Source organism: Klebsiella sp. Q2, assembly GCF_009900705.1.
Lineage (GTDB): Bacteria > Pseudomonadota > Gammaproteobacteria > Enterobacterales > Enterobacteriaceae > Klebsiella > Klebsiella quasipneumoniae.
Map to the genome: position 1 here is coordinate 748,348 of NZ_JAAABE010000002.1, position 21,342 is coordinate 769,689.

The window sequence follows — 21,342 nt, forward strand, 5'->3', positions numbered from 1 at the left end:
TAGGCTTCTCCTTAAGGGGTCGCAATGATTTCCGTTACCGGTCGCCGCCTGTGCGTGCTATGGTATGAAAACACAAAAAGCGTTGAGGAACAGTAAGATGATTATCATGGTCACCGGCGCCACTGCCGGTTTTGGTGAAAGTATTACTCGCCGTTTTGTCGCTAACGGTCATAAAGTGATTGCCACCGGACGTCGCGAAGAGCGCCTGAAGACGCTGAAAGACGAGCTGGGCGATAATCTTTATATCGCGCAACTGGACGTCCGCAACCGCGCCGCTATTGAGACGCTGATTGCCGACCTGCCCGCCGAGTGGCAGGCTATCGATGTGCTGGTGAACAACGCGGGTCTGGCGCTCGGCCTGGAGCCGGCGCACCGCGCCAGCGTGGAAGACTGGGAAGATATGATCGACACCAATAATAAAGGGCTGGTGTACATGACCCGCGCCGTCCTGCCGGGCATGGTGGCGCGCAATCGCGGCCATATCATCAACATCGGCTCCACGGCGGGCAGCTGGCCTTATGCTGGCGGTAACGTCTATGGGGCGACCAAAGCCTTTGTGCGCCAGTTCAGCCTCAATCTTCGCACTGACCTGCACGGCACCGCGGTGCGCGTCACCGACATCGAGCCGGGCCTGGTGGGCGGCACCGAGTTCTCTAACGTCCGCTTTAAAGGCGATGACGCCAAAGCCGGTAAAACCTACGAGAACACCGAAGCCCTGACGCCGGAAGATGTGACCGAGGCGGTCTGGTGGGTGGCCACCCTACCGAAACACGTCAACATCAACACCCTGGAGATGATGCCGGTGAGCCAGAGCTTTGCCGGGCTAAGCGTTCACCGCCAGGGCTAACCGTCAGCCACCCGGCCTGCTGGCCGGGTATGGGCGGAACCGCAAAAAACGCGTAAAATAGTGCGCATAACCCCATAAAAAGTAACCATCAATGGCCGCAGAATCGCAACTGAATCCGACGCAACCCGTTAATCAGCAAATTTATCGCATCCTCCGCCGGGATATCGTTCACTGCCTCATCCCGCCTGGCACGCCGCTGTCGGAGAAAGAAGTCTCCGTGCGTTTTGCGGTATCTCGTCAGCCGGTGCGCGAGGCCTTTATTAAGCTGGCGGAGAATGGACTTATCCAGATCCGTCCCCAGCGCGGCAGCTACGTCAACAAAATCTCCCTGTCTCAGGTGCGCAATGGTTGCTTTGTCCGCCAGGCGATTGAGTGCGCGGTGGTCCGCCGTGCCGCTGGCATGATTAACGATGAGCAAGTCTATCAACTGGAGCAGAATCTCCATCAGCAGCGTATTGCCGTCGACCGCCAGCAGTTAAACGATTTTTTCCTGCTTGATGATGAATTTCACCAGAAGCTTTCGGTTATCGCCGATTGTCAGCTGGCCTGGGATACGGTGGAAAACATCAAAGCCGCCATTGACCGCGTGCGCTACATGAGCCTTGACCATGTCTCCTCCCCGGAGATGCTTCTGCGCCAGCATCACGAAATTTTTACCGCGCTGGAAAAACGCGACGCTGAGGCAGTCGAGAAAGCCATGAGTATTCATTTGCATGAAATCAGCGAATCTGTGCTGCTGATCCGCCAGGAGAATCGCGACTGGTTTAGCGAAGAGTAAGGACCAGACGGCTGCGAAATAAGGCTGACGCAGCCGTCGTGACGGAGGGGATTATCTGACCACCAGCACCGGCGTTTTGGCGTAGCGCAAAATGGACTCGGCGTTGGAGCCCAGCAGATGGGTGGAGATCCCCGGTTTGCGGGAGCCAATCACTATCACATCGAACGCTTCGTTGTTACTGATAGCCAGAATTTCATCGCGCACGTTACCAAACACGACCCGGGTATGGATCCGTGACATTGGCAGGTCGAACAGTCGCGCCACCTCGCGCATCTTTTTCTCTGACTCTTCCTGCATATAGGCTTCGAATTTACGAATATCCGCCGTAAATCCGCGTAATAACGAACGGCTGCTGTTCGGCAGGACGTTGAGCAAGGTGATCTCGCCATTTTCCGCCGATGCGAGAAATTCCGCGTGACGCACTGCCTTATCGCTTAAATCCATTTCAAAAACATCAACAGGCAATAAAATCTTTTTATACATGGCCCGCACTCCTTTTCCAGAGAAAATGATTTTTCAATAACTTAACTATGCCATTTTTGCGGTGAATGACCAGCCATTATTCGGAAAAATAACAGCTAATTATCTTTAGTAAATCAGGGAAATATAGAGTTATGTAAGGACATTGCGTTCGATCATATTTTTAGCCTGCTAAAAGCGATCAACAGCAAAAAAGATTTATCAGCGGAACCGTGCAGAAACAGCAGAAGAGCCGGTGTCGACCCCATGACCGACACCGGGAACAAATGATTATTGCGCCTCAGCCCATGCGGCAACGGTGGCTTTCGCCCCCTGACGCTGTAGCGCTACATAGGCGCGGGTCACCGCCGAGACGAACCGCGCTTCCTGCGGCAGCTCCCGGCCAAAGATGGCCTCAATGCCCAACAGCGCTTTGACGCGCGCTTCGCCATCGGCGCTGGCGGCTACCGCCTGCTGGATCACCGGCAGCAGCGGATCGCAAATTTCGATTGCCTGGCCGGCGTCGTCAACACCGCCGACATAGCGCATCCACCCCGCCACGCCCAGCGCCAGCAGCGTGAAGTCATGCTGGTGCGCCAGATGCCAGCGTACCGAGTCCAGCATGCGCTGCGGCAGCTTCTGGCTACCGTCCATTGCAATCTGCCAGGTACGGTGTTTGAGCGCCGGATTGCAGTAGCGGTCAATCAGCAGACTGGCATAGTGTGACAGATCCACCCCCTGCACTTTTAAGGTCGGGGCCTGCTCGTCCAGCATCAGCGCCAGCGCCGCGCGGCGGTAGTTGTCATCCTGCATACAGTCGTTGATATGCTGATAACCGGCCAGATAGCCGAGATAGGCGAGGAACGAATGGCTGCCGTTGAGCATCCTCAGCTTCATCTCTTCGAAAGGCACCACATCGGCGACCAGCTCCGCCCCCGCTTTCTCCCACTGTGGACGTCCGGCGACAAAATTATCCTCAATCACCCACTGGCGGAACGGCTCACAGGCCACCCCAGCCGGGTCGCGCACGCCGGTCAGCTGTTCAATTTTATCGAGGGTTTCCGCGGTCACCGCCGGGACAATGCGGTCCACCATGGTCGACGGAAAGGTGACGTTCTGTTCTATCCATGCCGCGAGGTCCGCGTCCAGCGCCCGGGCGTAGGCGCAAACGACGTTGCGCATCACATGACCGTTTTCCGGCATGTTATCGCAGGACATCACGGTAAAGGCAGGCAGCCCTGCCGCCCGGCGGCGCGCTAAAGCCTCCACCACCACGCCCGCTGCCGATTTCGGCTGGCGCGGGTTAGCGAGATCGGCGGCGATCAGCGGGTGATCGAGCTGCAGCTCGCCGCTGGCGGGCGAATGGCAATAGCCTTTCTCGGTAATGGTGAGGGAGACAATGGCCACCTGTGGCTCACACATCGCCGAAAGCACGGCCTCGAGACCATCGACCTGGGCATGCAGCGCCTGCTTCACCACCCCGACCACGCGCGCGGTCCACGCGTCGGCGGACATTTCGGCCACGGTATACAGCAGATCCTGCTGCCGGAGATCGGCGATCTGCTGCTCGCCGCCAATCAGGTTGACTTCAGTGTAGCCCCAGTCACTGCCGTACTCGCTGGCCAGTATATCGGCGTATACCGCCTGATGTGCGCGGTGAAACGCGCCAAAACCCAGATGGACGATACGGGGGACCAGCGCGTGGCGATCGTAGCCGGGCAGGATGGCGTTAGCGGTTAAGAGGGTGTTTTCCATGGTAACTCTCGTTGTTATGTGGCTCATCAACCATTCTCTGGGAGAACTCTCGAGGAGAATGCCTTTGTGCCTCAACCATCTCACGCAATTGGTATAACATCTTTGATTTCTGTCAACTACCATACAAGAAGCTTTTTGCCGGGTTGTGCTCGCTGGCGATCGGTCACAAAATCTTTGAGATGACAGAAGAAAATCCGCCACGAAGCGGTAAGAGAAGACGGATCATGGCGCAGGCCACGCCTCCCTGCGGGCCTGTTGCATAACGACCGGTTAATCGATGCGGGTTTTGACGATAAAGAAGTAGCACAGCGCCCCGGCGAAGGTCACGCCGGCGGCGATCACCAGCGCCAGATTGAAAGAGTGGGTGGTATCCACAACCCAGCCGGTGACGATCGGCGCGAAGGAGGCAAACACAAAGCTGCCAAAGTTCTGGATCGCCGCCACCGACGCCACTTTATGTTCCGCCACCAGCACCTGTACCAATCCCCAGGCCGAGGTGCCAGCGAAATGGACGCAGAACAGCGCCATGGAGATAAACGCCACCGCCTGGGTCGGCGAGTTTGATTGCACCACCAACAGCGTGCCGAGCGCGGAAAGCACCAGTCCGGCTACAATCGCCGTTTTGCGGGTTTTCGCCAGATCGTAGCCTCTGCGCGCCAGCGCATCGACCACCAGCCCATTGACCCACATGCCCACCGCCGCAGCGAGAAACGGGATAGCCGCCACCCAGCCGGTTTTAGCAAGGCTCAATCCCTGCTGCGCCTGCAGATAACCCGGCAGCCACGCGATATACAGCCAGCCGGTATAGTTCACCCCGGAGAAGCCGAGGATCATCCCCCAGGTGGTACGTCGTTTAAACAGCGCCAGCCATTCGCTCAGTTTCAGCGCCGGTCGGGCCGCCTCCTCGCTGGCCAGATAGCGTTGCTCCTCCTCCTGCAGGGTGAATTGCCGCCGGTTACGGTATCCCACATACCAGCACAGGCCGACCAGGATACCGGCTAAACCAATCACCACAAACATTGTCCGCCAGCCCCAGGCCAGCTGCATGATGACCAGCGCCGGCGGGGCGATGGCCTGACCCAGCACCGTCGAGGAGTTAAATATCCCCACCGCCGTGCCGCGCTCTCGTTGCGCATACCAGTCGTTGATCGATTTCACGCCGGCGGGCATAAACGGCGCTTCGCCGATCCCGAGGCCAATGCGCAGCAGAATAAAATGCGAGAACGAATTGACTATCCCGGTCAGGGCCTGCATCGCAGACCAGAATATTAGCCCGGCGCCCAGCACAACCCGCGGCCCGAGGCGATCCAGCAAAATGCCCGAGGGCAGTTGCGCGAAGCCGTAGGAGAGCGAAAAAGCGGAGAGCAGCACCCCGAACTCGGTGGCGCTCAGACCCAAATCGGCGCGTATCGCCTCCCCGGCGACGCTCAGGGAAGAGCGGTCCAGAAAGTTAACGATACCGGCGATAAACAGCAGCGTCAGGGTGATCTTCTGCACCCGACGGATGCGCAGCGGCGTTGCACCCGCCTGTGGGGCAAATGTCTCAATAGCCATCGTTGTTCCTTACAGAGTCATAACCCAATATGATGTCTGATAAGTAAGGCAACAGGTCGACTACCATACAAGAATTAGGGTTTAAAAAAGTGGCAGGGATCACATTAGACGGGCTTATGCCCGTCCCCAGCCCGCCACGATGATCAGCATCCCGCACAGCGCGATGGCCGCCCCCGCCCAGTCATAATGGGTTAATTTGACTCCGTCAACGACCCGCAGCCAGAGCAATGCGGTACAAACATACACGCCACCGTAGGCGGCATATACCCGCCCGCTGGCGGTTGGATGGAGCGTCAGGAGCCAGACGAACAGCCCCAGCGCCAGGCCGGCGGGGATCAGCAGCAGCGGCGTGGCCCCGCGTTTTAACCATAGCCACGGCAGATAGCAGCCGACGATTTCACACAGAGCGGTGGCAAAGAACAGCAGCGTGGTTTTGAGCATTAAAAGATTCGTAAAAGAGACAAAGCGTTGAACTATTCTACGCGATAATAGCCCTTTCCCTATGCTGTTTTGTCGGCTATGCCCGGCAAAACAGCTGTAGTAAACTTAACCTGAGGGTTAACCCATCACCTAAAGGAAATCGTGATGAACATGACACTGAACAAACGCTGGTGCCTGACCGCCATTCTGGCGTTAAGCGCCGTGGTCTATACCTCCAGCTCATTCGCAGCCACCGACCGGCTGGTGATTGAGTCAGGCGACAGCGCGCAAAGCCGTCAGCAGGCGTCGATGGAAAAAGAGCAATGGAACGACACCCGCAGCCTGCGCCAGAAGGTGAACAAACGGGCGGAAAAAGAGTGGGACAAAACCGATGTCGCCTTTGACGCGCAGGATAACTGCCAGAAGAGCGCCAACGTCAATGCCTACTGGGAACCAAACACCCTGCGCTGCCTTGACCGCCGTACCGGCCGGGCGATCAATCCCTGAGCACGCTGGCGCCTGCGGGCGCCGCCTTTCCGTCCCCTCTTTTCCGCTTTGACCACAGGAATTCCCATGACCGACGCGCTACACGTCAGACTCCGCCCCCTTGAGCGCGAAGATTTGCGCTTTGTTCACCAGCTCGACAACAACGCCAGCGTGATGCGCTACTGGTTTGAAGAGCCCTATGAAGCCTTCGTTGAGCTTTCCGATCTGTACGACAAGCATATTCACGACCAAAGCGAGCGTCGCTTTGTGATCGAATGCAATGGCGATAAAGCCGGACTGGTGGAGCTGGTTGAAATCAACCATGTGCACCGCCGGGCCGAGTTCCAGATCATCATCTCGCCCGACTTCCAGGGAAAAGGCCTCGCCACCCGCGCCGCGCGGCTGGCGATGGACTATGGTTTTACCGTGCTCAATCTGTATAAGCTGTATCTGATTGTCGATAAAGAGAATGAAAAAGCGATCCATATTTACCGCAAGCTCGGCTTTATGGTCGAGGGTGAACTGATCCATGAGTTTTTCATTAACGGCGAGTATCGCAACACCATCCGCATGTGTCTGTTCCAGCATCAGTATCTGGCGGAACACAAAACGCCGGGGCCGTCCCTGCTGAAGCCGACGGCTCAGTAATAATCAATGCGGTTTTTAATCGTGTAGTGGCGGGTCAGCGGCGGCTGGACGCTTTCATCGATCACCTGCAGCTCACAGCTCAGCGGATTGTCATGGCGATCGTAGTCGCAGGTCTGGCGCACTGTGCCCAGCGTGCGGTCGTTGAAGGTGCTGATGGCGGTATAGTCCATTTTCTTGCGCGGATCCTTCGACGGCGTGGAGGCAACGGTAAATCGCTCCTCTTTGGCGGTGGTGGTTTTCCCCAGCGGATAGCCATCGCTGTCGTAGCGGTAGGTGGCGGTGGTCTCTTTGCCGCGGGCGCTAATAATAAAGCCGTTATCATCCGTTTCCCAGCTCACGCCGGTGGCGGGCATCTCCGCCAGCTGACATTTCCCCTGCAGACGCAGCCGCTTCTCATGGGTGCGGCCATCGACGTAATAGTTGGCGTCCAGCAGCAGCGTCGCGCCGGTGTTATTCTCCACATCCTCCAGCGTCAAAAGATCGAAACATCCCTCTTTTGACAGTTGCGCGCTCACCTTTTTGACCACCACATCGTGTTCGTCCAGTAGGGTCTGGCTAAAATCTTTCACCGGTCCGCGCAGCGGATCGAACTCAAACTCATTGGAAAAACTCGCCATCTCCGGGGTGAAGGCTTCCGGGACGCTTTCGCGGTCGCACGCCGTCAGCAACAGCGCGGTCGGGATCAGCCAATACAGTCTTTTCACAGGTGATTCCTTTTGTGTACATCCAATCATATTAGCAAATACAATTGTTTACACCAGTTCTGCTATGCTTAAATCTGGATAACATCGATAAGGAGCGTAAGATGAAACTATCCCTCTGGACAGGCGCCGCGCTGCTGCTGTGCTCCACGACCGTACTGGCGGCGCCCGACTCTTGCGAGCGGGTCAAAAATGATATTCAACAGAAGATCATGAACAATGGCGTACCGGAAACGGCCTTCAGTCTGGCCATTGTGCCAAACGACCAGGCGGACCAGCCCGGCGCTCAGGTGGTGGGTCATTGCGCCAATGACACCTTCAAAATCACCTACACCCGTAACAGCGACAGTCCCGCCGAAAACGACGCTCAGTAAGCCCTCTTTGCTTTCAAACGAAAGATCTTATCCCTGCATTGACCAGGGATAAGATCTGCCGGCTACCCATAATGTATTATCGCTCACCCCGGCGTCTGTTAATGACGCGGCGGCCCTTCTCCGCCCAGCATAACCATCATGGAGTGAGCAATGTCGAATCAGGAATCTTCCGGCGGCGTCACCCGACGCGCGTTACTTAAATCCACAGCCCTCGGTTCTCTGGCGCTGGCCGCCGGCGGGCTTCCCCTCCCCTTTACGCTGCGCAGCGCCGCGGCGGCGGTACCGCAGGCTGCCGGCGACAACACCCGCATTGTCTGGGGCGCCTGTTCGGTCAACTGCGGCAGCCGCTGCGCCCTGCGGTTGCACGTACGTGATGATGAAGTGGTGTATGTCGAAACGGATAACACCGGCGACGACCGCTATGGCGATCACCAGGTCCGCGCCTGCCTGCGCGGGCGTTCGATTCGCCGGCGCATCAACCACCCGGATCGCCTTAACTATCCGATGAAGCGCGTGGGAAAACGCGGAGAAGGTAAATTTGAGCGTATCAGCTGGCAGGAAGCGCTGGATACCCTTGCTGACCGCCTGAAGCGCGTCGTCGCGGAATATGGCAACGAAGCCGTGTACATTAACTACTCATCAGGAATTGTCGGCGGGAACATCACTCGCTCCTCGCCTTCCGCTTCGCCGGTGGCGCGGCTGATGAACTGCTACGGCGGCTCGCTTAACCAGTACGGTACCTACAGCACCGCGCAGATCGCCTGCGCCATGCCCTACACCTACGGCAGTAACGACGGCAACAGCACCTCAGATATTGAAAACAGCAAGCTGGTGGTGATGTTCGGCAACAACCCGGCGGAAACCCGCATGAGCGGCGGCGGCATTACCTGGTATCTGGAACAGGCCCGCGAGCGCTCCAACGTGCGGATGATCGTTATCGATCCGCGCTACACCGATACCGCCGCCGGTCGCGAAGATGAGTGGATCCCCATTCGCCCCGGCACGGACGCCGCGCTGGTCGCCGGTATCGCCTGGGTGTTGATTAACGAGAATCTGGTGGATCAGCCGTTCCTTGATAAATACTGCGTCGGCTACGATGAGAAGACGCTGCCGGCCGGGGCGCCTGAGAATGGCCACTATAAAGCCTATATCCTCGGCGAGGGCGACGACGGCGTCGCCAAAACGCCGCAGTGGGCCTCGCGTATCACCGGCATCCCAGCCGATCGCATCATTAAGCTGGCGCGCGACATCGGCATGATCAAACCGGCCTATATCTGCCAGGGCTGGGGGCCGCAGCGCCAGGCCAACGGCGAGCTCTCGGCCCGGGCAATCGCCATGCTGCCGATCTTAACCGGCAACGTCGGCATCAACGGCGGCAACAGCGGCGCCCGCGAATCGACCTACACCATCACCATCGAGCGTCTGCCGGTGCTGGAAAACCCGGTGAAAACCGCCATCTCCTGCTTCACCTGGACCGACGCCATCGCCCGTGGTCCGGAAATGACCGCCACCCGCGACGGCGTGCGCGGCAAAGAGAAGCTGGATGTGCCGATCAAATTCCTGTGGAACTACGCGGGCAACACCCTCATCAACCAGCACTCCGACATCAATAAGACCCACGATATTCTGCAGGACGAGAGCAAGTGCGAAACCATCGTGGTCATCGACAACTTTATGACCTCGTCGGCGAAATACGCCGACCTGCTGCTGCCCGACCTGATGACCGTTGAGCAAGAGGATATCATTCCCAACGATTACGCCGGCAATATGGGCTATCTGATTTTCATCCAGCCCGCCACCTCGGCGAAGTTTGAACGCAAACCGATTTACTGGATCTTAAGCGAAGTGGCGAAACGGCTCGGCGACGATGTCTACCAGCGTTTTACCGAGGGGCGCACGCAGGCGCAGTGGCTGCAGCATCTGTACGCCAAAATGGTGGCGAAAGATCCGGCGCTGCCGGCCTACGAGGAGCTGAAGCGAATGGGCATCTACAAACGCAAGGATCCGAACGGCCACTTCGTCGCCTATCGCGACTTCCGCCGCGATCCCGAAGCGCATCCGCTCAACACCCCGTCCGGCAAAATTGAGATCTACTCCAGCCGGCTCGCCGAGATTGCCGCCCGCTGGCAGCTGGAGAAAGACGACGTCATCAGCCCGCTGCCGGTCTACGCCTCCACATTTGAAGGCTGGGACGATCCGCTGCGCAGTCAGTATCCGCTGCAGCTGTTTGGATTCCACTATAAGGCGCGTACCCATTCCAGCTACGGCAACGTGGATGTGCTGCAGGCCGCCTGCCGTCAGGAAGTGTGGATCAACCCGCTTGACGCAGAAAAACGCGGGATTAATAACGGCGATCTGGTGCGGGTGTTCAACCAGCGCGGCGAAGTCCGGCTGCCGGCGAAAGTGACGCCGCGCATCATGCCGGGCGTGTCGGCGATGGGCCAGGGCGCGTGGCACGACGCCAATATGGCCGGCGACCGGGTTGACCATGGCGCCTGCATGAATACCCTGACCACCCAACGCCCGTCGCCGCTGGCGAAAGGGAATCCGCAGCATACCAACCTGGTCGATATCGAGAAGGTTTAAGGAGTAAACCATGAGCACGCAATATGGATTCTTTATCGACTCTGCTCGCTGTACCGGGTGCAAAACCTGCGAGCTGGCCTGTAAGGACTATAAAAACCTGACCCCGGAAGTCAGTTTCCGTCGCATCTACGAGTACGCCGGCGGCGACTGGCAGGAGGACAACGGCGTCTGGCAGCAGAACGTTTTTGCCTATTACCTCTCCATCGCCTGTAACCACTGCGCCGATCCGGCCTGCACCAAAGTCTGCCCGAGCGGGGCGATGCACAAGCGCGAAGACGGTTTTGTGGTGGTGGATGAAGAGGTGTGCATCGGCTGCCGCTACTGTCATATGGCCTGTCCGTACGGCGCGCCGCAGTACAACGCCGACAAAGGCCATATGACCAAGTGCGACGGCTGTCATGAGCGCGTCGCCGAGGGGAAAAAGCCGGTCTGCGTCGAGTCCTGCCCGCTGCGGGCGCTCGATTTCGGGCCGATTGCTGAACTGCGTGCTAAGCACGGCCAGCTGGCGGCGGTAGCCCCGCTGCCCTCGGCGCACTTCACTCAGCCGAGCATCGCGATCAACCCTAATCGCAACGCCCGGCCGTGTGGCGATACCACCGGTTATCTGGCAAACCCGAAGGAGGTGTGAGATGGGAAGCGGATGGCATGAATGGCCGCTGGTGCTGTTTACGGTACTGGGGCAATGCGTGGTGGGCGCGACACTCATCAGCGGTCTGGTCTGGCTCGAGCTGGCGGACCAGCGCGAAGCGCGGCAGCGTCTGGTGCGCAGCATGTTTTTTATCTGGCTGCTGATGGGGATCGGCTTTCTCGCTTCAGTTATGCATCTCGGTTCGCCACTGCGCGCGTTTAACTCGCTGAACCGCGTCGGCGCCTCGGCGCTGAGCAACGAAATCGCCAGCGGCGCCTTGTTTTTCGCTGTGGGCGGATTCTGGTGGCTGCTGGCAGTGCTGGAAAAAATGCCGGCGGCGCTGGGCAAAATCTGGCTGGTGATCACCCTGCTGTTGGGGCTGCTGTTTGTCCTCGCGATGACCCGGGTTTATCAAATCGATACTGTACCGACATGGTACACTGGTTACACCACCAGCGCCTTCTTCCTGACGGTACTCCTTAGCGGGCCGCTGTTCGCCGCCCTGCTGTTGCAAATGGCGAAAGTCGACGTTAACGGCTGGTTTATTGCTGGGTTGAGCGTGGCCGCGCTGGTCATCAGCGCCGCGGTGATCGTCATGCAAAGCGCCGGGCTCAGTACTATTCACAGCTCCGTTCAGCAGGCGGCCAGCCTGTTGCCGAATTACGGCAGACTGCAGGCCTTACGCCTGATCCTGCTGGCGCTGGGACTCGGCTGCTGGCTGTGCCCGCTGATCCGTCGCCAGCCGCCGCGCGCGGTGGGGCTACTGGCCGGTCTGGTGCTGGTCTTGATTGCTGAATGTATTGGCCGCGGCCTGTTTTATGGGCTACATATGACCGTCGGTATGGCGGTTGCCGGTTAATGAGACGGCGCGCCGGCGCGCGCCGCAGAAAGGAATAAGTGATGATGCCGTTCCCACACCGCGACGCCGTCGCGTTAAGCGCCCGTACCCTGGGCGCGTTGTTCTCTTATGCGCCGAATAACGCGCAAATCGCGCCGCTGGTCGCCGCCTTCCAGGACGGCAGCTGGCAGCAACAGTGGCCCTACCCGGTTGCCGCCCCGCTGGCATCGGGGTTTGCCGCGTCGGTTGAAGAGTCGTTGCCGGAAGCCTGGCAACGCCTGTTTATCGGACCATGGGCCCTGCCGGCGCCGCCATGGGGATCCGTCTGGCTGGATAAAGAATCGGTGCTGTTCGGCGAATCCACGCTGGCCCTGCGCGAATGGATGCGCGCGAACGGCATCGCACTGGACGCCAATCGCAACGAGCCGGAAGACCATTTCGGCACCCTGCTGCTGCTGGCGGCGTGGCTGTGCGAAACGGAGCAGGAGGCGTTGTTTGGCCAGCTGCTGGCCTGGCATCTGCTGCCGTGGTCCGGACGCTTCCTGAGCGTCTTTGTCGAACGCGCTGCCCACCCCTTCTACCAGGCGCTGGGTCAGCTGGCGCAGGCGACCCTGGCGCAGTGGCAGGAGAATCTGCCGATCGCCGTGGCGGAAAAGCCGCTCTATCGCTAATCCCTTTACCGCGCCGGTAGTCGGCGCGGTTTCCTTATTTGCACGCCTGACCGTGACCCGCACTTATCGCTTTTGCATATAAGGTTATTCCCTATCACAATAAGGCCATGTTTTCCGACTCTCGCCATGACCGATGCACCGTCTTCATCCCTATCCTGACGTGCAGGTGATGTTTCGTCGCCTGCTGATCGCCACGCTGATTGGCCTGCTCGCCGCCCTGGCGGTGGCCCTGTTTCGCCATGCCATGGTGGTGCTGGAAACGCTGTTTCTCGGTAACGACAGCGGGAGCCTGGTCAACGCCGCGCAGTCGCTGCCGGCGTGGCGGCGGCTGATTACCCCGGCGCTGGGGGGACTGGCGGCAGGGACACTTCTCTGGCTCTGGCAGCGGCGCAGCATTGCCCGCCCGCACGCCGCCACCGATTATATGGAAGCCCTGGAAACCGGGGACGGTTGCTTCGATACGCCGGCAAGCCTGGTGAAGTCGCTGGCCTCGCTGCTGGTGGTGGTCACCGGCAGCGCGATTGGCCGGGAAGGCGCCATGATCCTGCTGGCCGCGCTGGCGGCCTCGCTGTTCGCCCGCCGCTTCACGCCGCAGGCAGAATGGAAGCTGTGGGTCGCCTGCGGCGCTGCCGCCGGGATGGCCAGCGCCTATCATGCCCCGCTGGCCGGCAGCCTGTTTATCGCTGAAATTCTCTTTGGCACGCTGATGCTGGCCTCGCTTGGGCCGGTTGTCATCTCGGCGGTGATCGCCCTGCTGCTCACCCAGTTTCTCAACGGCGGCGCTGCGCCGCTGTACCATGTCGTCCTGCAGCAGGACCTCAGCGCGCTGCACTATGGCCTGATGCTCGCCACCGGACTGCTGGCCGGGCTGTGCGGGCCGCTGTTTATCTGGCTGATGGACTACAGCCACCGCGGGTTCGTCAGGCTGAAGCTGGCGCCGCCGTGGCAGCTGGCGCTGGGCGGGCTGATAGTCGGCGGCTTATCGCTCATCACTCCGGCGGTGTGGGGTAACGGCTACAGCGTGGTGCAAAGCTATCTCCTGCTGCCGCCGCCCGGCGCGCTGCTGGTGGCGGTATTCCTGTGCAAACTGCTGGCGGTGCTGGCCAGCAGTGGCTCCGGCGCGCCGGGCGGGGTGTTTACCCCCACGCTGTTTGTCGGTCTGGCGATGGGCATGCTGTTTGCCCGCTTCAGCGGGCTGTGGCTACCGGGGGATCAGGAGATGGCTTTGATGATGGGACTGACCGGCATGGCGGCGTTTCTTGCCGCCACCACCCATGCGCCCATTATGTCGACCCTGATGATTTGTGAGATGACCGGGCAGTATACGCTGCTGCCCGGCCTGTTGATCACCTGCGTGGTGGCGTCGGTGCTGTCGCGGACGTTACGCCGGGATTCGATCTATCGCCATCACGTTGCCGAGCATGTCTAAGTCGACGTAGCGGCTTAGCTCACGCTGCTCGGCGCGCGGCAGGTACGGCAGCTCGCCAATGAGCGGCGCCGGCAGCTTTTTGCTGAGCACATCGATGATTTCGGCGTAGTGCGCCAGACCGGGGTTAATGCGGTTGGCCACCCAGCCGATCAGCGGTAGCCCGTCATTGGCGATCGCCTGGGCCGTCAGCAGCGCATGGTTGATGCACCCTTCCTGGATCCCCACCACCATCAGCACCGGGAGCTGCTCCTGTACCACCCATTCGGAGAGCGGTCGCAGGTCGTTCATCAGGCTGCGCCAGCCGCCGGTGCCTTCAACCACCACATGTTCAACCTGCCCGGTCAGCCGCTGCAAACCATCCGACAGCAGACCGTAGTTGATCGGGCAGCTGTGCGCCACGCTGCTTTCGTCTTCGCTTAAGGCGATGGGATTGACAGCCTCATAGGGTAACGCCAGCGTGGAGACGCTCTGCAGCACCAGCGCGTCTTTGTTACGCAAACCGTCCGGCGTCTCTTTGCTGCCCTTCGCCACAGGCTTGTACCCGGCCACGCTTTTGCCTCTGGCAGCAAGTGCCTGCAACAGCGCACGGGAAACCACTGTCTTCCCGACAGAGGTGTCTGTACCTGTAATAAAGAAACGCTTAAACATCACTAACCCCACAGTTTTGTCGATGAAATATACGGGAGAGAAATAATCAACAGTGGGCAAAGTCTACGTGAAGCCGCTGGGGGTCAGCTTGAGATAGCGCAATTTTTGGTGTGACTATGAAAAAATGTTAACCCTGTAACAGTCGTATGAGTAAGGATCCGTTATAGAGCGCATCCTTGACCAACGCCGCGCCAGCCATCGTTCCGCGGTTGGAGAACTGGGTGCTTTCAACCGCGATATGCTGGCTGTAGGCCGGGAGTGATTGTTGCCGAATGCAGCTGGAAATTGCCGGAAAAAGAATGTCTGCCGCCAGGTTAAACGGCGAGCCAATCAGGATTTTCTGCGGGTTAAACAGATTGACCATGATCGCCAGAATGCGGCCGACGTGATTACCGACGCCGCTGATAATGTCCCGGGCCAGCAGATCGCCCTGCAGCGCCGCCTGACATAGCCACTCCACGCTCAGCGGACGCTGATGCAGTAGCGAGCTCATCGACTGCGCCATCCGCATCTGCGCCAGCTCCAGCACGCTCTCCACGCTGGCGATCGTTTCCAAACAGCCATGGTTGCCGCAGTAGCAGCGTTTGCCGTAGGGGTCGACCTGGGTATGACCGATCTCCACGAGACTGCTGCTGCCGGCGTGCAGCAGACGTCCATCGGTGATAACCCCGGCGCCGACGTTGTGATCGATCACTACCTGAATGACGTCCCGGGCGCCGCGCGAGGCGCCAAACAGCGATTCCGCCATGGTCCAGGCGCTGATGTCATGCTGAATATAGACCGGCACCCCGGTATGGTTGGCCAGCGTTTCGCCCAACGGGACGTCTTTGACTTCTTCATAAAACGGCATGCGATGAATAATGCCGTTTTCAGTATCAATGATACCCGGCATCGTGATGGCGATGGAGGTGAGACGTTCCAGTTTCTTCTGGTGGCGAATAAAGAAGCGATCGATATGGTCGATAATCCGCGTCAGAAACGGCGTGCTGTCGGCAAGCGCCAGCTCCAGCTGCTCCTCCACCACCAGCTGGCTGCTTAAATCACGCAGCGAAAGGTGGATCTCGCCGCGGCTGATGCGCACCGCCAGATAGTGCCATGCCTCGGTTTCCACCATCAGCCCCACCGCCGGCCGCCCGCGGCTGCCGGGCTCCTGAATTTCGGTCTCCTGCACCAGGTGCGCTTCCAGCATTTCGCGGACAATTTTGGTGATGCTGGCGGGCGCCAGTTGCGCAAATCGGGAGAGGTCGATACGCGATACCGGGCCGAGCTGATCAATCAGGCGATAGACGGCGCCCGCATTGGTCTGCTTGATTTGATCGATATGGCCTGGTTGACTATCCGCTACCACCATTGACTCCCTTTATTTTCGCGCTTCGAAATAAACTTTCGGCTATGGTGAAGCACTTCGATGGTGAACGTCAAATTTTTGCTTAGCCTTGTGATTTACCGCACATTTCCAGCCCATTTTTGCTTCAATTGCGCTCGCTTTTCCAGGCCAGCAGCGTGTCACGAAAGCGTTTTGCCAGCGCTCCCTGCTCATGGTGTTTCGACCACACCAGCCACATCTCTGACACCGCATCCTGTTCGTCGATCGGCAGCCAGCGCATTTCGCTGAGCTGCACGCGCTGAAAGGAGGCCGGCAGGATCGACACCCCCAGTCCGGCGGCCACCAGGCCAATAATGGTCATCGCCTCCCCCACCTCCTGGGCAATCACCGGCGTATGGCCGTAGCGGCGCAGCAGGCCAAGGATATCGTCATACAGGCCGGTACCGACATGCGGGTCGAAAAAGACGAACGGCTCCCGCGCCAGCGCCGCCAGGCTGACCGAGGGCAGGCGGGCCAGCGGATGGTCCGCCGGGACCATCGCCAGCAGCGGCTCACGCAGGACCCGCTGCCACGCCAGGGTGTCCGGCAGTTGGGTATTGCGCAACAGGCCAAGGTCGAGGGCCCCCTCGCTCAGCGGGACAATCTGTTCGCGGGTATTGGTCTCGCGGGTGAGAATATGCACATCCGGGTAGCGCTGACGAAACAGCGACAGCGTATCGGATACCGCCTTGATGAAAGGGGCCGAGGAGGTAAAGCCGATACGCAGTTCGCCCGTTTCCCCATGGTGCAGGCGGGCGGCGCGGGCGGCAGCGTCCTCCACCTGGGCGAGAATTTGTCGGCTGTCGGCGAGAAACTGTTTGCCCGCCGCCGTCAGGCTGACGCTGCGGTTGGTGCGGGCGAACAGGCGGGCGCCGGTCTGCTGCTCGAGGATCTGAATTTGCTGGCTTAACGGCGGTTGAGAGATGTTCAGTCGCGCCGCGGCGCGGCCAAAATGCAGCTCCTCGGCGACGGCGACAAAGTAGCGCAGATGACGCAACTCGATATTCATATTTAAAACCTCTTATTTGAGATTATTAATATATTAGACAGAATATTTACATTTTCATACCCTAAAAATGTGAGCTGAATGGTCACAACACTCTGTTGGTAAGCAGCAACTTCTATCCAAGGAATTCTCTGTGAGTCGTACAACAACCGTTGACACCGTGCCGGCGGACGATGTCAGCGTCGCTGGTGCATCCCGCCCGGATCAATTTATTAAGCGCGGCACCCCGCAGTTTATGCGCGTCACTCTCGCGCTGTTCTCCGCCGGTCTGGCCACCTTTGCCCTGCTCTACTGCGTGCAGCCGATCCTGCCGGTGCTGTCGAACGAGTTCGGCGTATCGCCGGCCAGCAGCAGTATCTCTCTCTCCATTTCCACAGCGATGCTGGCGGTGGGCCTGCTGTTTACCGGCCCACTATCGGACGCCATTGGCCGCAAGCCGGTGATGGTCACCGCCTTGCTGCTGGCCGCCTGCTGCTCGCTGTTGTCGACCATGATGACCAGCTGGCACGGCATCCTGATTATGCGCGCCCTGATCGGCCTGTCGTTGAGCGGCGTGGCGGCGGTCGGCATGACCTACCTGAGCGAGGAGATCCACCCCAGCTTCGTGGCCTTCTCCATGGGACTCTATATCAGCGGCAACTCCATCGGCGGCATGAGCGGCCGCTTGCTCACCGGGGTCTTTACCGATTTCTTCGGCTGGCGCGTGGCGCTGGCGGTGATCAGCGGCTTCGCTCTGGCAGCGGCGATTATGTTCTGGCGTATCCTGCCCGAGTCGCGCCATTTCCGCCCGACCTCGCTGCGGCCAAAAACGCTGCTGATTAATTTCCGCCTGCACTGGCGCGATCGCGGCCTGCCGCTGCTGTTCGTCGAAGGTTTCCTGCTGATGGGGGCCTTTGTCACTCTGTTTAACTACATTGGCTACCGTCTGATGATGTCGCCGTGGTCGTTAAGCCAGGCGGTGGTGGGTCTGCTGTCGGTGGCGTATCTCACCGGAACCTGGAGCTCGCCGAAAGCGGGCGCCATGACCGTACGCTATGGCCGCGGTCCGGTGATGCTCGGCTTTACCGGCGTGATGCTTTGCGGCCTGCTGATGACGCTCTTTTCTTCCCTGTGGCTGATTTTCATCGGCATGCTGCTGTTCTCCGCCGGCTTCTTCGCCGCGCATTCCGTCGCCAGCAGCTGGATTGGCCCACGCGCGCGCCGCGCCCGCGGTCAGGCGTCATCGCTATATCTGTTCAGCTATTATCTTGGCTCAAGCCTGGCGGGGACGTTAGGCGGGGTGTTCTGGCACCGCTACGGCTGGAACGGCGTCGGCGGATTTATCGCGCTGCTGCTCCTTGCCGCGCTGTTGACCGGCACTTGCTTGTATCGCCGACTAAAATAATCGCCCGTGACGTGGCCTGCGGGCCACGTTTCACCACATGCCCATGATAGATGACAAGCCCATCAGCTCTCTGACGGCATCAACGGACAGTAAGGCAATAAACAGCCAGGTGAACGGATTCATAAACCACCCCCGAACCTCCAGACCTGTGTAATCGATCACAGTTTAGTCACGATACGTTACCGATTTCTGCAATACCGCTCACAGAGCCACGCTTTTTTTCCTGCTATCTCCCGGCTGATGCTATACCACGCCTCCTGCGCGCAACGCTCGACCCGCCAGGCGTATCAGGATAGTGTAGAGGCATACCGATAATCTGTTCATTCACCTGTCACGGACCGAACGCTACTATGACTGAAAATACGCCTTATCAGCAGCTTACCCGCACGTTTCAGCGCCTGTCGCGCTTTTCGCATCTCTCCGCCATCGCCGGCTGGGATATGTTCGCCATGATGCCTCCGGGCGGTAGCGCCGCCCGCAGCGAAGCGCTGGCGGAACTCGGCGTGCTACAGCATCAGATCCTGACCGATAAAAAAGTGGGCCAATGGCTGCAGGCAGCCCGCCAGCAGGATCTCAACGACCTCGAACAGGCCAACCTGCGGGAAATGCAGCGTCAGTACGATCAGGCGGCGCTGCTGCCGGAGAGTCTGGTGGAGGCCAAATCACTGGCCGGTAGCCGTTGCGAACATGCCTGGCGCAGCCAGCGGCCGGCTAACGACTGGGCTGGCTTTGCCGAAAATTTGCGTGAGGTGGTCAGACTGAGCCGCGAGGAAGCGCAGATCCGCGCCGACGCCCGGGGAGGCTCACGCTATGACGCGCTGCTTGATATTTTCGAGCCGGATATGACCAGCGCCCGGCTGGACAGCCTGTTTGCCGACCTCAAGTCCTGGCTACCTTCCCTGCTGCGGCAAGCGGTCGACAAGCAGGCGACGCAAACCTTGATCGCCCCGCAGGGGCCGTTCCCGATCCCTGAGCAGCGCGAGCTGGGCCTGCAGGCGATGCGTATCCTCGGCTTTGACTTTGACGGCGGGCGTCTGGACATCAGCGCCCACCCGTTCTGCGGCGGCGTCCCTCAGGATGTGCGCATCACCACCCGCTACAACGAAAACGACCTGCTCAGCGCCCTGTTCGGCGTGATCCACGAGACCGGCCACGCCCGCTATGAGCAGAATCTGCCTCGCCCGTGGGTCGACCAGCCGGTAGGACTGGCCCGCTCTACCGCTATCCATGAATCGCAAAGCCTGTTCTTTGAAATGCAGCTGGGACGCAGCGAGCGCTTCCTCCACCGCCTGTTGCCGGCGGTGCGCGAACGCTTTGGCGATCGGCCGGCCTTTAGCGAGGAGAATTTTGTCGCCTGGAACCAGCGGGTGAAACCAGGCTTTATTCGCGTTGATGCCGATGAGGTCAGCTACCCGGCGCATGTGATCCTGCGTTATGAAATTGAACGCGCGCTGATCGACGGCGAGATCGAGGTGGAAGATATTCCGTCGCTGTGGGATGAGAAAATGCAGCACTGGCTGGGACTGTCGACCACCGGCAACTACCGGGACGGCTGTATGCAGGATATTCACTGGACCGACGGCGGCTTCGGCTACTTCCCTTCCTATACGCTGGGGGCGATGTACGCCGCGCAGCTGATGGCCGCCGCCCGCCGCGCGCTGCCGACGTTAGACCGCGATATCGCGGAAGGGGATTTCAGCGCCCTGTTTGACTGGCTGCGGCAGAATATCTGGCAGCATGGCAGCCGCTTCACCACCTCGCAGCTGATCCAGCAGGCCACCGGAGAGGATCTTAACAGCCGCTACTTCCGCGACCACCTTACCGCCCGCTATCTGTAATCGTCCGCGCCGGGCTGCCCGGCGCGTCCTTGCGCTCCCCGCCTTGTACATTCGGTTACACGCCGATACCAAACACTCACGGAAAGCCCGAAAAGACAAGCATATAGTAATTTCACCGGCCCCGCAGTGGGGTTGAAATTAAGAAAACTTTTCGAGGATATCAGAATGAAAAAAGTATTAGCTCTGGTCGTTGCCGCTGCTATGGGTCTCTCTTCCGCCGCTTTCGCTGCTGACGCAGTAAGCACCACTCAGGCGCCTGCTGCTACCCACAGCACTGCTGCCAAGACCACCCATCACAAAAAACACCATAAAGCCGCAGCAAAACCAGCTGCAGAGCAGAAAGCTCAGGCTGCCAAAAAACACAAGAAAGCAGAAGCGAAACCAGCCGCTGCCCAGAAAGCCCAGGCCGCTAAAAAACACAAAAAAGCAGAAGCTAAACCAGCCGCTCCGCAGAAAGCCCAGGCCGCTAAAAAGCTCCACAAAGCTGCCGCTAAACCGGTAGCCCAGAAAGCCCAGGCAGCGAAAAAACACCACAAAACCACCAAACACCAGGCCGCTAAACCTGCTGCACAGCCGGCAGCATAATTCCTCCCGGTGAACCAACCTTCTTAAATAATCGGCGCTGTTTCAGCGCCGTTTTTTCTGGAGAGCACTATGCTGCGGCGCTATCGTTTTGAGCTCATCCTGATCCTGTTAATCATTTGCGCAGTGGTTGCGACCCGCTTTTTCCTCTATTAATTGTTTCGCCCCCTCTCCCGTTTTGCCGCCTGGCGCAGACTTCCCGGAAGGTGAATGTCGCGCAAATATTATTGCCTGCCTCTTACCACTCTCTGTACCCTGCCGCTGCCAGCGGCGCAAATAATGCCCGGCGCCCGAAGACGCCAGACACGTTAGCAAGAAACCATCGCGCGCCTGGCCCCCATGCG

Annotated in this window: 22 protein-coding genes; 13 read left to right on the top strand and 9 right to left on the bottom strand. The window is 59.3% G+C overall.

What is annotated here, in order from left to right; all coding sequences use genetic code 11:
* The first annotated feature begins 97 nt into the window (after nt 1-97).
* Together ydfG and GT756_RS11365 are read left to right on the top strand one after the other, a co-directional pair.
* The gene (ydfG, locus tag GT756_RS11360) at nt 98-847 is read left to right on the top strand and encodes a bifunctional NADP-dependent 3-hydroxy acid dehydrogenase/3-hydroxypropionate dehydrogenase YdfG (RefSeq protein ID WP_004206024.1); all 750 of its coding nucleotides are present in this window, start codon (nt 98-100) and stop codon (nt 845-847) included.
* Nucleotides 848-938: 91 nt separating this feature from the next.
* Entirely contained in the window at nt 939-1,625 is a 687-nt protein-coding gene (locus GT756_RS11365) for a GntR family transcriptional regulator (RefSeq protein WP_004206025.1), read from the top strand.
* Nucleotides 1,626-1,676: 51 nt separating this feature from the next.
* Here GT756_RS11365 and GT756_RS11370 read toward each other — a convergent pair whose 3' ends face one another.
* The 4 genes from GT756_RS11370 to GT756_RS11385 form a co-directional block, all read right to left on the bottom strand.
* Entirely contained in the window at nt 1,677-2,108 is a 432-nt protein-coding gene (locus tag GT756_RS11370) for a universal stress protein (protein WP_004206026.1), read from the bottom strand.
* A gap of 267 nt (nt 2,109-2,375) precedes the next feature.
* Nucleotides 2,376-3,839: a mannitol dehydrogenase family protein gene (locus GT756_RS11375; protein ID WP_004206030.1), complete on the bottom strand. Its 1,464-nt coding sequence runs from the start codon at nt 3,837-3,839 to the stop codon at nt 2,376-2,378.
* 270 nt (nt 3,840-4,109) lie between these two features.
* Nucleotides 4,110-5,393, bottom strand: coding sequence for an MFS transporter (locus GT756_RS11380; RefSeq protein WP_017900333.1), 1,284 nt, complete (start codon nt 5,391-5,393; stop codon nt 4,110-4,112).
* Between the two features lie 114 nt (nt 5,394-5,507).
* Nucleotides 5,508-5,870: a YnfA family protein gene (locus tag GT756_RS11385; RefSeq protein ID WP_072140454.1), complete on the bottom strand. Its 363-nt coding sequence runs from the start codon at nt 5,868-5,870 to the stop codon at nt 5,508-5,510.
* A gap of 108 nt (nt 5,871-5,978) precedes the next feature.
* Between GT756_RS11385 and GT756_RS11390 the strand changes: the two genes are divergently transcribed.
* Both GT756_RS11390 and speG read left to right on the top strand, forming a co-directional pair.
* Complete coding sequence (locus GT756_RS11390; protein ID WP_004206035.1) at nt 5,979-6,320, top strand: DUF1283 family protein; 342 nt, start codon at nt 5,979-5,981, stop codon at nt 6,318-6,320.
* Between the two features lie 66 nt (nt 6,321-6,386).
* Complete coding sequence (speG, locus tag GT756_RS11395; RefSeq protein WP_004206037.1) at nt 6,387-6,947, top strand: spermidine N1-acetyltransferase; 561 nt, start codon at nt 6,387-6,389, stop codon at nt 6,945-6,947.
* Here the strand turns inward: speG and GT756_RS11400 are convergent.
* On the bottom strand, nt 6,941-7,651 hold the full coding sequence (locus GT756_RS11400) for a YnfC family lipoprotein (RefSeq protein ID WP_017900332.1): 711 nt from the start codon (nt 7,649-7,651) through the stop codon (nt 6,941-6,943). The two genes, speG and GT756_RS11400, sit on opposite strands and share 7 nt — an antisense overlap.
* Before the next feature lie 101 nt (nt 7,652-7,752).
* Between GT756_RS11400 and GT756_RS11405 the strand changes: the two genes are divergently transcribed.
* The 6 genes from GT756_RS11405 to clcB all read left to right on the top strand — a co-directional run bounded on the left by GT756_RS11405 (nt 7,753) and on the right by clcB (nt 14,174).
* Nucleotides 7,753-8,022: a DUF1161 domain-containing protein gene (locus tag GT756_RS11405; RefSeq protein WP_023318174.1), complete on the top strand. Its 270-nt coding sequence runs from the start codon at nt 7,753-7,755 to the stop codon at nt 8,020-8,022.
* A 150-nt stretch (nt 8,023-8,172) separates the two neighbouring features.
* Nucleotides 8,173-10,608, top strand: a complete 2,436-nt coding sequence (ynfE, locus tag GT756_RS11410) for a selenate/tellurate reductase subunit YnfE (RefSeq protein ID WP_160124790.1) — start codon at nt 8,173-8,175, stop codon at nt 10,606-10,608.
* Nucleotides 10,609-10,618: 10 nt separating this feature from the next.
* Entirely contained in the window at nt 10,619-11,236 is a 618-nt protein-coding gene (locus GT756_RS11415) for a DMSO/selenate family reductase complex B subunit (protein WP_017900329.1), read from the top strand.
* A gap of 1 nt (nt 11,237) precedes the next feature.
* A complete protein-coding gene (locus GT756_RS11420; protein ID WP_023318172.1) occupies nt 11,238-12,095 on the top strand; it encodes a DmsC/YnfH family molybdoenzyme membrane anchor subunit in 858 nt (285 codons plus the stop codon).
* A 41-nt stretch (nt 12,096-12,136) separates the two neighbouring features.
* Nucleotides 12,137-12,745, top strand: a complete 609-nt coding sequence (gene dmsD / locus GT756_RS11425) for a Tat proofreading chaperone DmsD (RefSeq protein WP_048324097.1) — start codon at nt 12,137-12,139, stop codon at nt 12,743-12,745.
* Between the two features lie 133 nt (nt 12,746-12,878).
* The gene (gene clcB, locus GT756_RS11430) at nt 12,879-14,174 is read left to right on the top strand and encodes a voltage-gated ClC-type chloride channel ClcB (RefSeq protein ID WP_048294818.1); all 1,296 of its coding nucleotides are present in this window, start codon (nt 12,879-12,881) and stop codon (nt 14,172-14,174) included.
* On the opposite strand, the gene bioD is transcribed toward clcB, so the two are convergent.
* The 3 genes from bioD to GT756_RS11445 all read right to left on the bottom strand — a co-directional run bounded on the left by bioD (nt 14,127) and on the right by GT756_RS11445 (nt 17,197).
* Nucleotides 14,127-14,822, bottom strand: a complete 696-nt coding sequence (bioD, locus tag GT756_RS11435) for a dethiobiotin synthase (protein WP_004206045.1) — start codon at nt 14,820-14,822, stop codon at nt 14,127-14,129. The genes clcB and bioD overlap by 48 nt on opposite strands.
* Before the next feature lie 127 nt (nt 14,823-14,949).
* A complete protein-coding gene (mlc, locus tag GT756_RS11440) occupies nt 14,950-16,170 on the bottom strand; it encodes a sugar metabolism global transcriptional regulator Mlc (protein WP_004206046.1) in 1,221 nt (406 codons plus the stop codon).
* A 124-nt stretch (nt 16,171-16,294) separates the two neighbouring features.
* Nucleotides 16,295-17,197: a LysR family transcriptional regulator gene (locus GT756_RS11445; RefSeq protein WP_004206047.1), complete on the bottom strand. Its 903-nt coding sequence runs from the start codon at nt 17,195-17,197 to the stop codon at nt 16,295-16,297.
* A gap of 130 nt (nt 17,198-17,327) precedes the next feature.
* Between GT756_RS11445 and GT756_RS11450 the strand changes: the two genes are divergently transcribed.
* On the top strand, nt 17,328-18,578 hold the full coding sequence (locus GT756_RS11450) for an MFS transporter (protein ID WP_109938865.1): 1,251 nt from the start codon (nt 17,328-17,330) through the stop codon (nt 18,576-18,578).
* A 30-nt stretch (nt 18,579-18,608) separates the two neighbouring features.
* On the opposite strand, the gene GT756_RS26035 is transcribed toward GT756_RS11450, so the two are convergent.
* The gene (locus tag GT756_RS26035; RefSeq protein ID WP_004206050.1) at nt 18,609-18,701 is read right to left on the bottom strand and encodes a hypothetical protein; all 93 of its coding nucleotides are present in this window, start codon (nt 18,699-18,701) and stop codon (nt 18,609-18,611) included.
* A gap of 227 nt (nt 18,702-18,928) precedes the next feature.
* On the opposite strand from GT756_RS26035, the gene GT756_RS11455 reads away from it, so the two are divergent.
* On the top strand, nt 18,929-20,416 hold the full coding sequence (locus GT756_RS11455; protein WP_160124791.1) for a carboxypeptidase M32: 1,488 nt from the start codon (nt 18,929-18,931) through the stop codon (nt 20,414-20,416).
* A gap of 165 nt (nt 20,417-20,581) precedes the next feature.
* Nucleotides 20,582-21,001: an acid resistance repetitive basic protein Asr gene (gene asr / locus GT756_RS11460; RefSeq protein WP_160124792.1), complete on the top strand. Its 420-nt coding sequence runs from the start codon at nt 20,582-20,584 to the stop codon at nt 20,999-21,001.
* Nucleotides 21,002-21,342: the final 341 nt, after the last annotated feature.

What these genes read in the sequence shown, in the direction of transcription:
- GT756_RS11365 (WP_004206025.1), top strand. Translation starts at nt 939, where the DNA reads ATGGCCGCAGAATCGCAACTGAATCCGACGCAACCCGTTAATCAGCAA.
- asr (WP_160124792.1), top strand. Translation starts at nt 20,582, where the DNA reads ATGAAAAAAGTATTAGCTCTGGTCGTTGCCGCTGCTATGGGTCTCTCT.
- GT756_RS11455 (WP_160124791.1), top strand. Translation starts at nt 18,929, where the DNA reads ATGACTGAAAATACGCCTTATCAGCAGCTTACCCGCACGTTTCAGCGC.
- GT756_RS11405 (WP_023318174.1), top strand. Translation starts at nt 7,753, where the DNA reads ATGAAACTATCCCTCTGGACAGGCGCCGCGCTGCTGCTGTGCTCCACG.
- GT756_RS11415 (WP_017900329.1), top strand. Translation starts at nt 10,619, where the DNA reads ATGAGCACGCAATATGGATTCTTTATCGACTCTGCTCGCTGTACCGGG.
- ydfG (WP_004206024.1), top strand. Translation starts at nt 98, where the DNA reads ATGATTATCATGGTCACCGGCGCCACTGCCGGTTTTGGTGAAAGTATT.
- speG (WP_004206037.1), top strand. Translation starts at nt 6,387, where the DNA reads ATGACCGACGCGCTACACGTCAGACTCCGCCCCCTTGAGCGCGAAGAT.
- dmsD (WP_048324097.1), top strand. Translation starts at nt 12,137, where the DNA reads ATGATGCCGTTCCCACACCGCGACGCCGTCGCGTTAAGCGCCCGTACC.
- GT756_RS11390 (WP_004206035.1), top strand. Translation starts at nt 5,979, where the DNA reads ATGAACATGACACTGAACAAACGCTGGTGCCTGACCGCCATTCTGGCG.
- clcB (WP_048294818.1), top strand. Translation starts at nt 12,879, where the DNA reads ATGCACCGTCTTCATCCCTATCCTGACGTGCAGGTGATGTTTCGTCGC.
- GT756_RS11370 (WP_004206026.1), bottom strand. Translation starts at nt 2,108, where the DNA reads ATGTATAAAAAGATTTTATTGCCTGTTGATGTTTTTGAAATGGATTTA.
- ynfE (WP_160124790.1), top strand. Translation starts at nt 8,173, where the DNA reads ATGTCGAATCAGGAATCTTCCGGCGGCGTCACCCGACGCGCGTTACTT.
- GT756_RS11445 (WP_004206047.1), bottom strand. Translation starts at nt 17,197, where the DNA reads ATGAATATCGAGTTGCGTCATCTGCGCTACTTTGTCGCCGTCGCCGAG.
- GT756_RS11420 (WP_023318172.1), top strand. Translation starts at nt 11,238, where the DNA reads ATGGGAAGCGGATGGCATGAATGGCCGCTGGTGCTGTTTACGGTACTG.
- GT756_RS26035 (WP_004206050.1), bottom strand. Translation starts at nt 18,701, where the DNA reads ATGAATCCGTTCACCTGGCTGTTTATTGCCTTACTGTCCGTTGATGCC.
- GT756_RS11375 (WP_004206030.1), bottom strand. Translation starts at nt 3,839, where the DNA reads ATGGAAAACACCCTCTTAACCGCTAACGCCATCCTGCCCGGCTACGAT.
- bioD (WP_004206045.1), bottom strand. Translation starts at nt 14,822, where the DNA reads ATGTTTAAGCGTTTCTTTATTACAGGTACAGACACCTCTGTCGGGAAG.
- GT756_RS11380 (WP_017900333.1), bottom strand. Translation starts at nt 5,393, where the DNA reads ATGGCTATTGAGACATTTGCCCCACAGGCGGGTGCAACGCCGCTGCGC.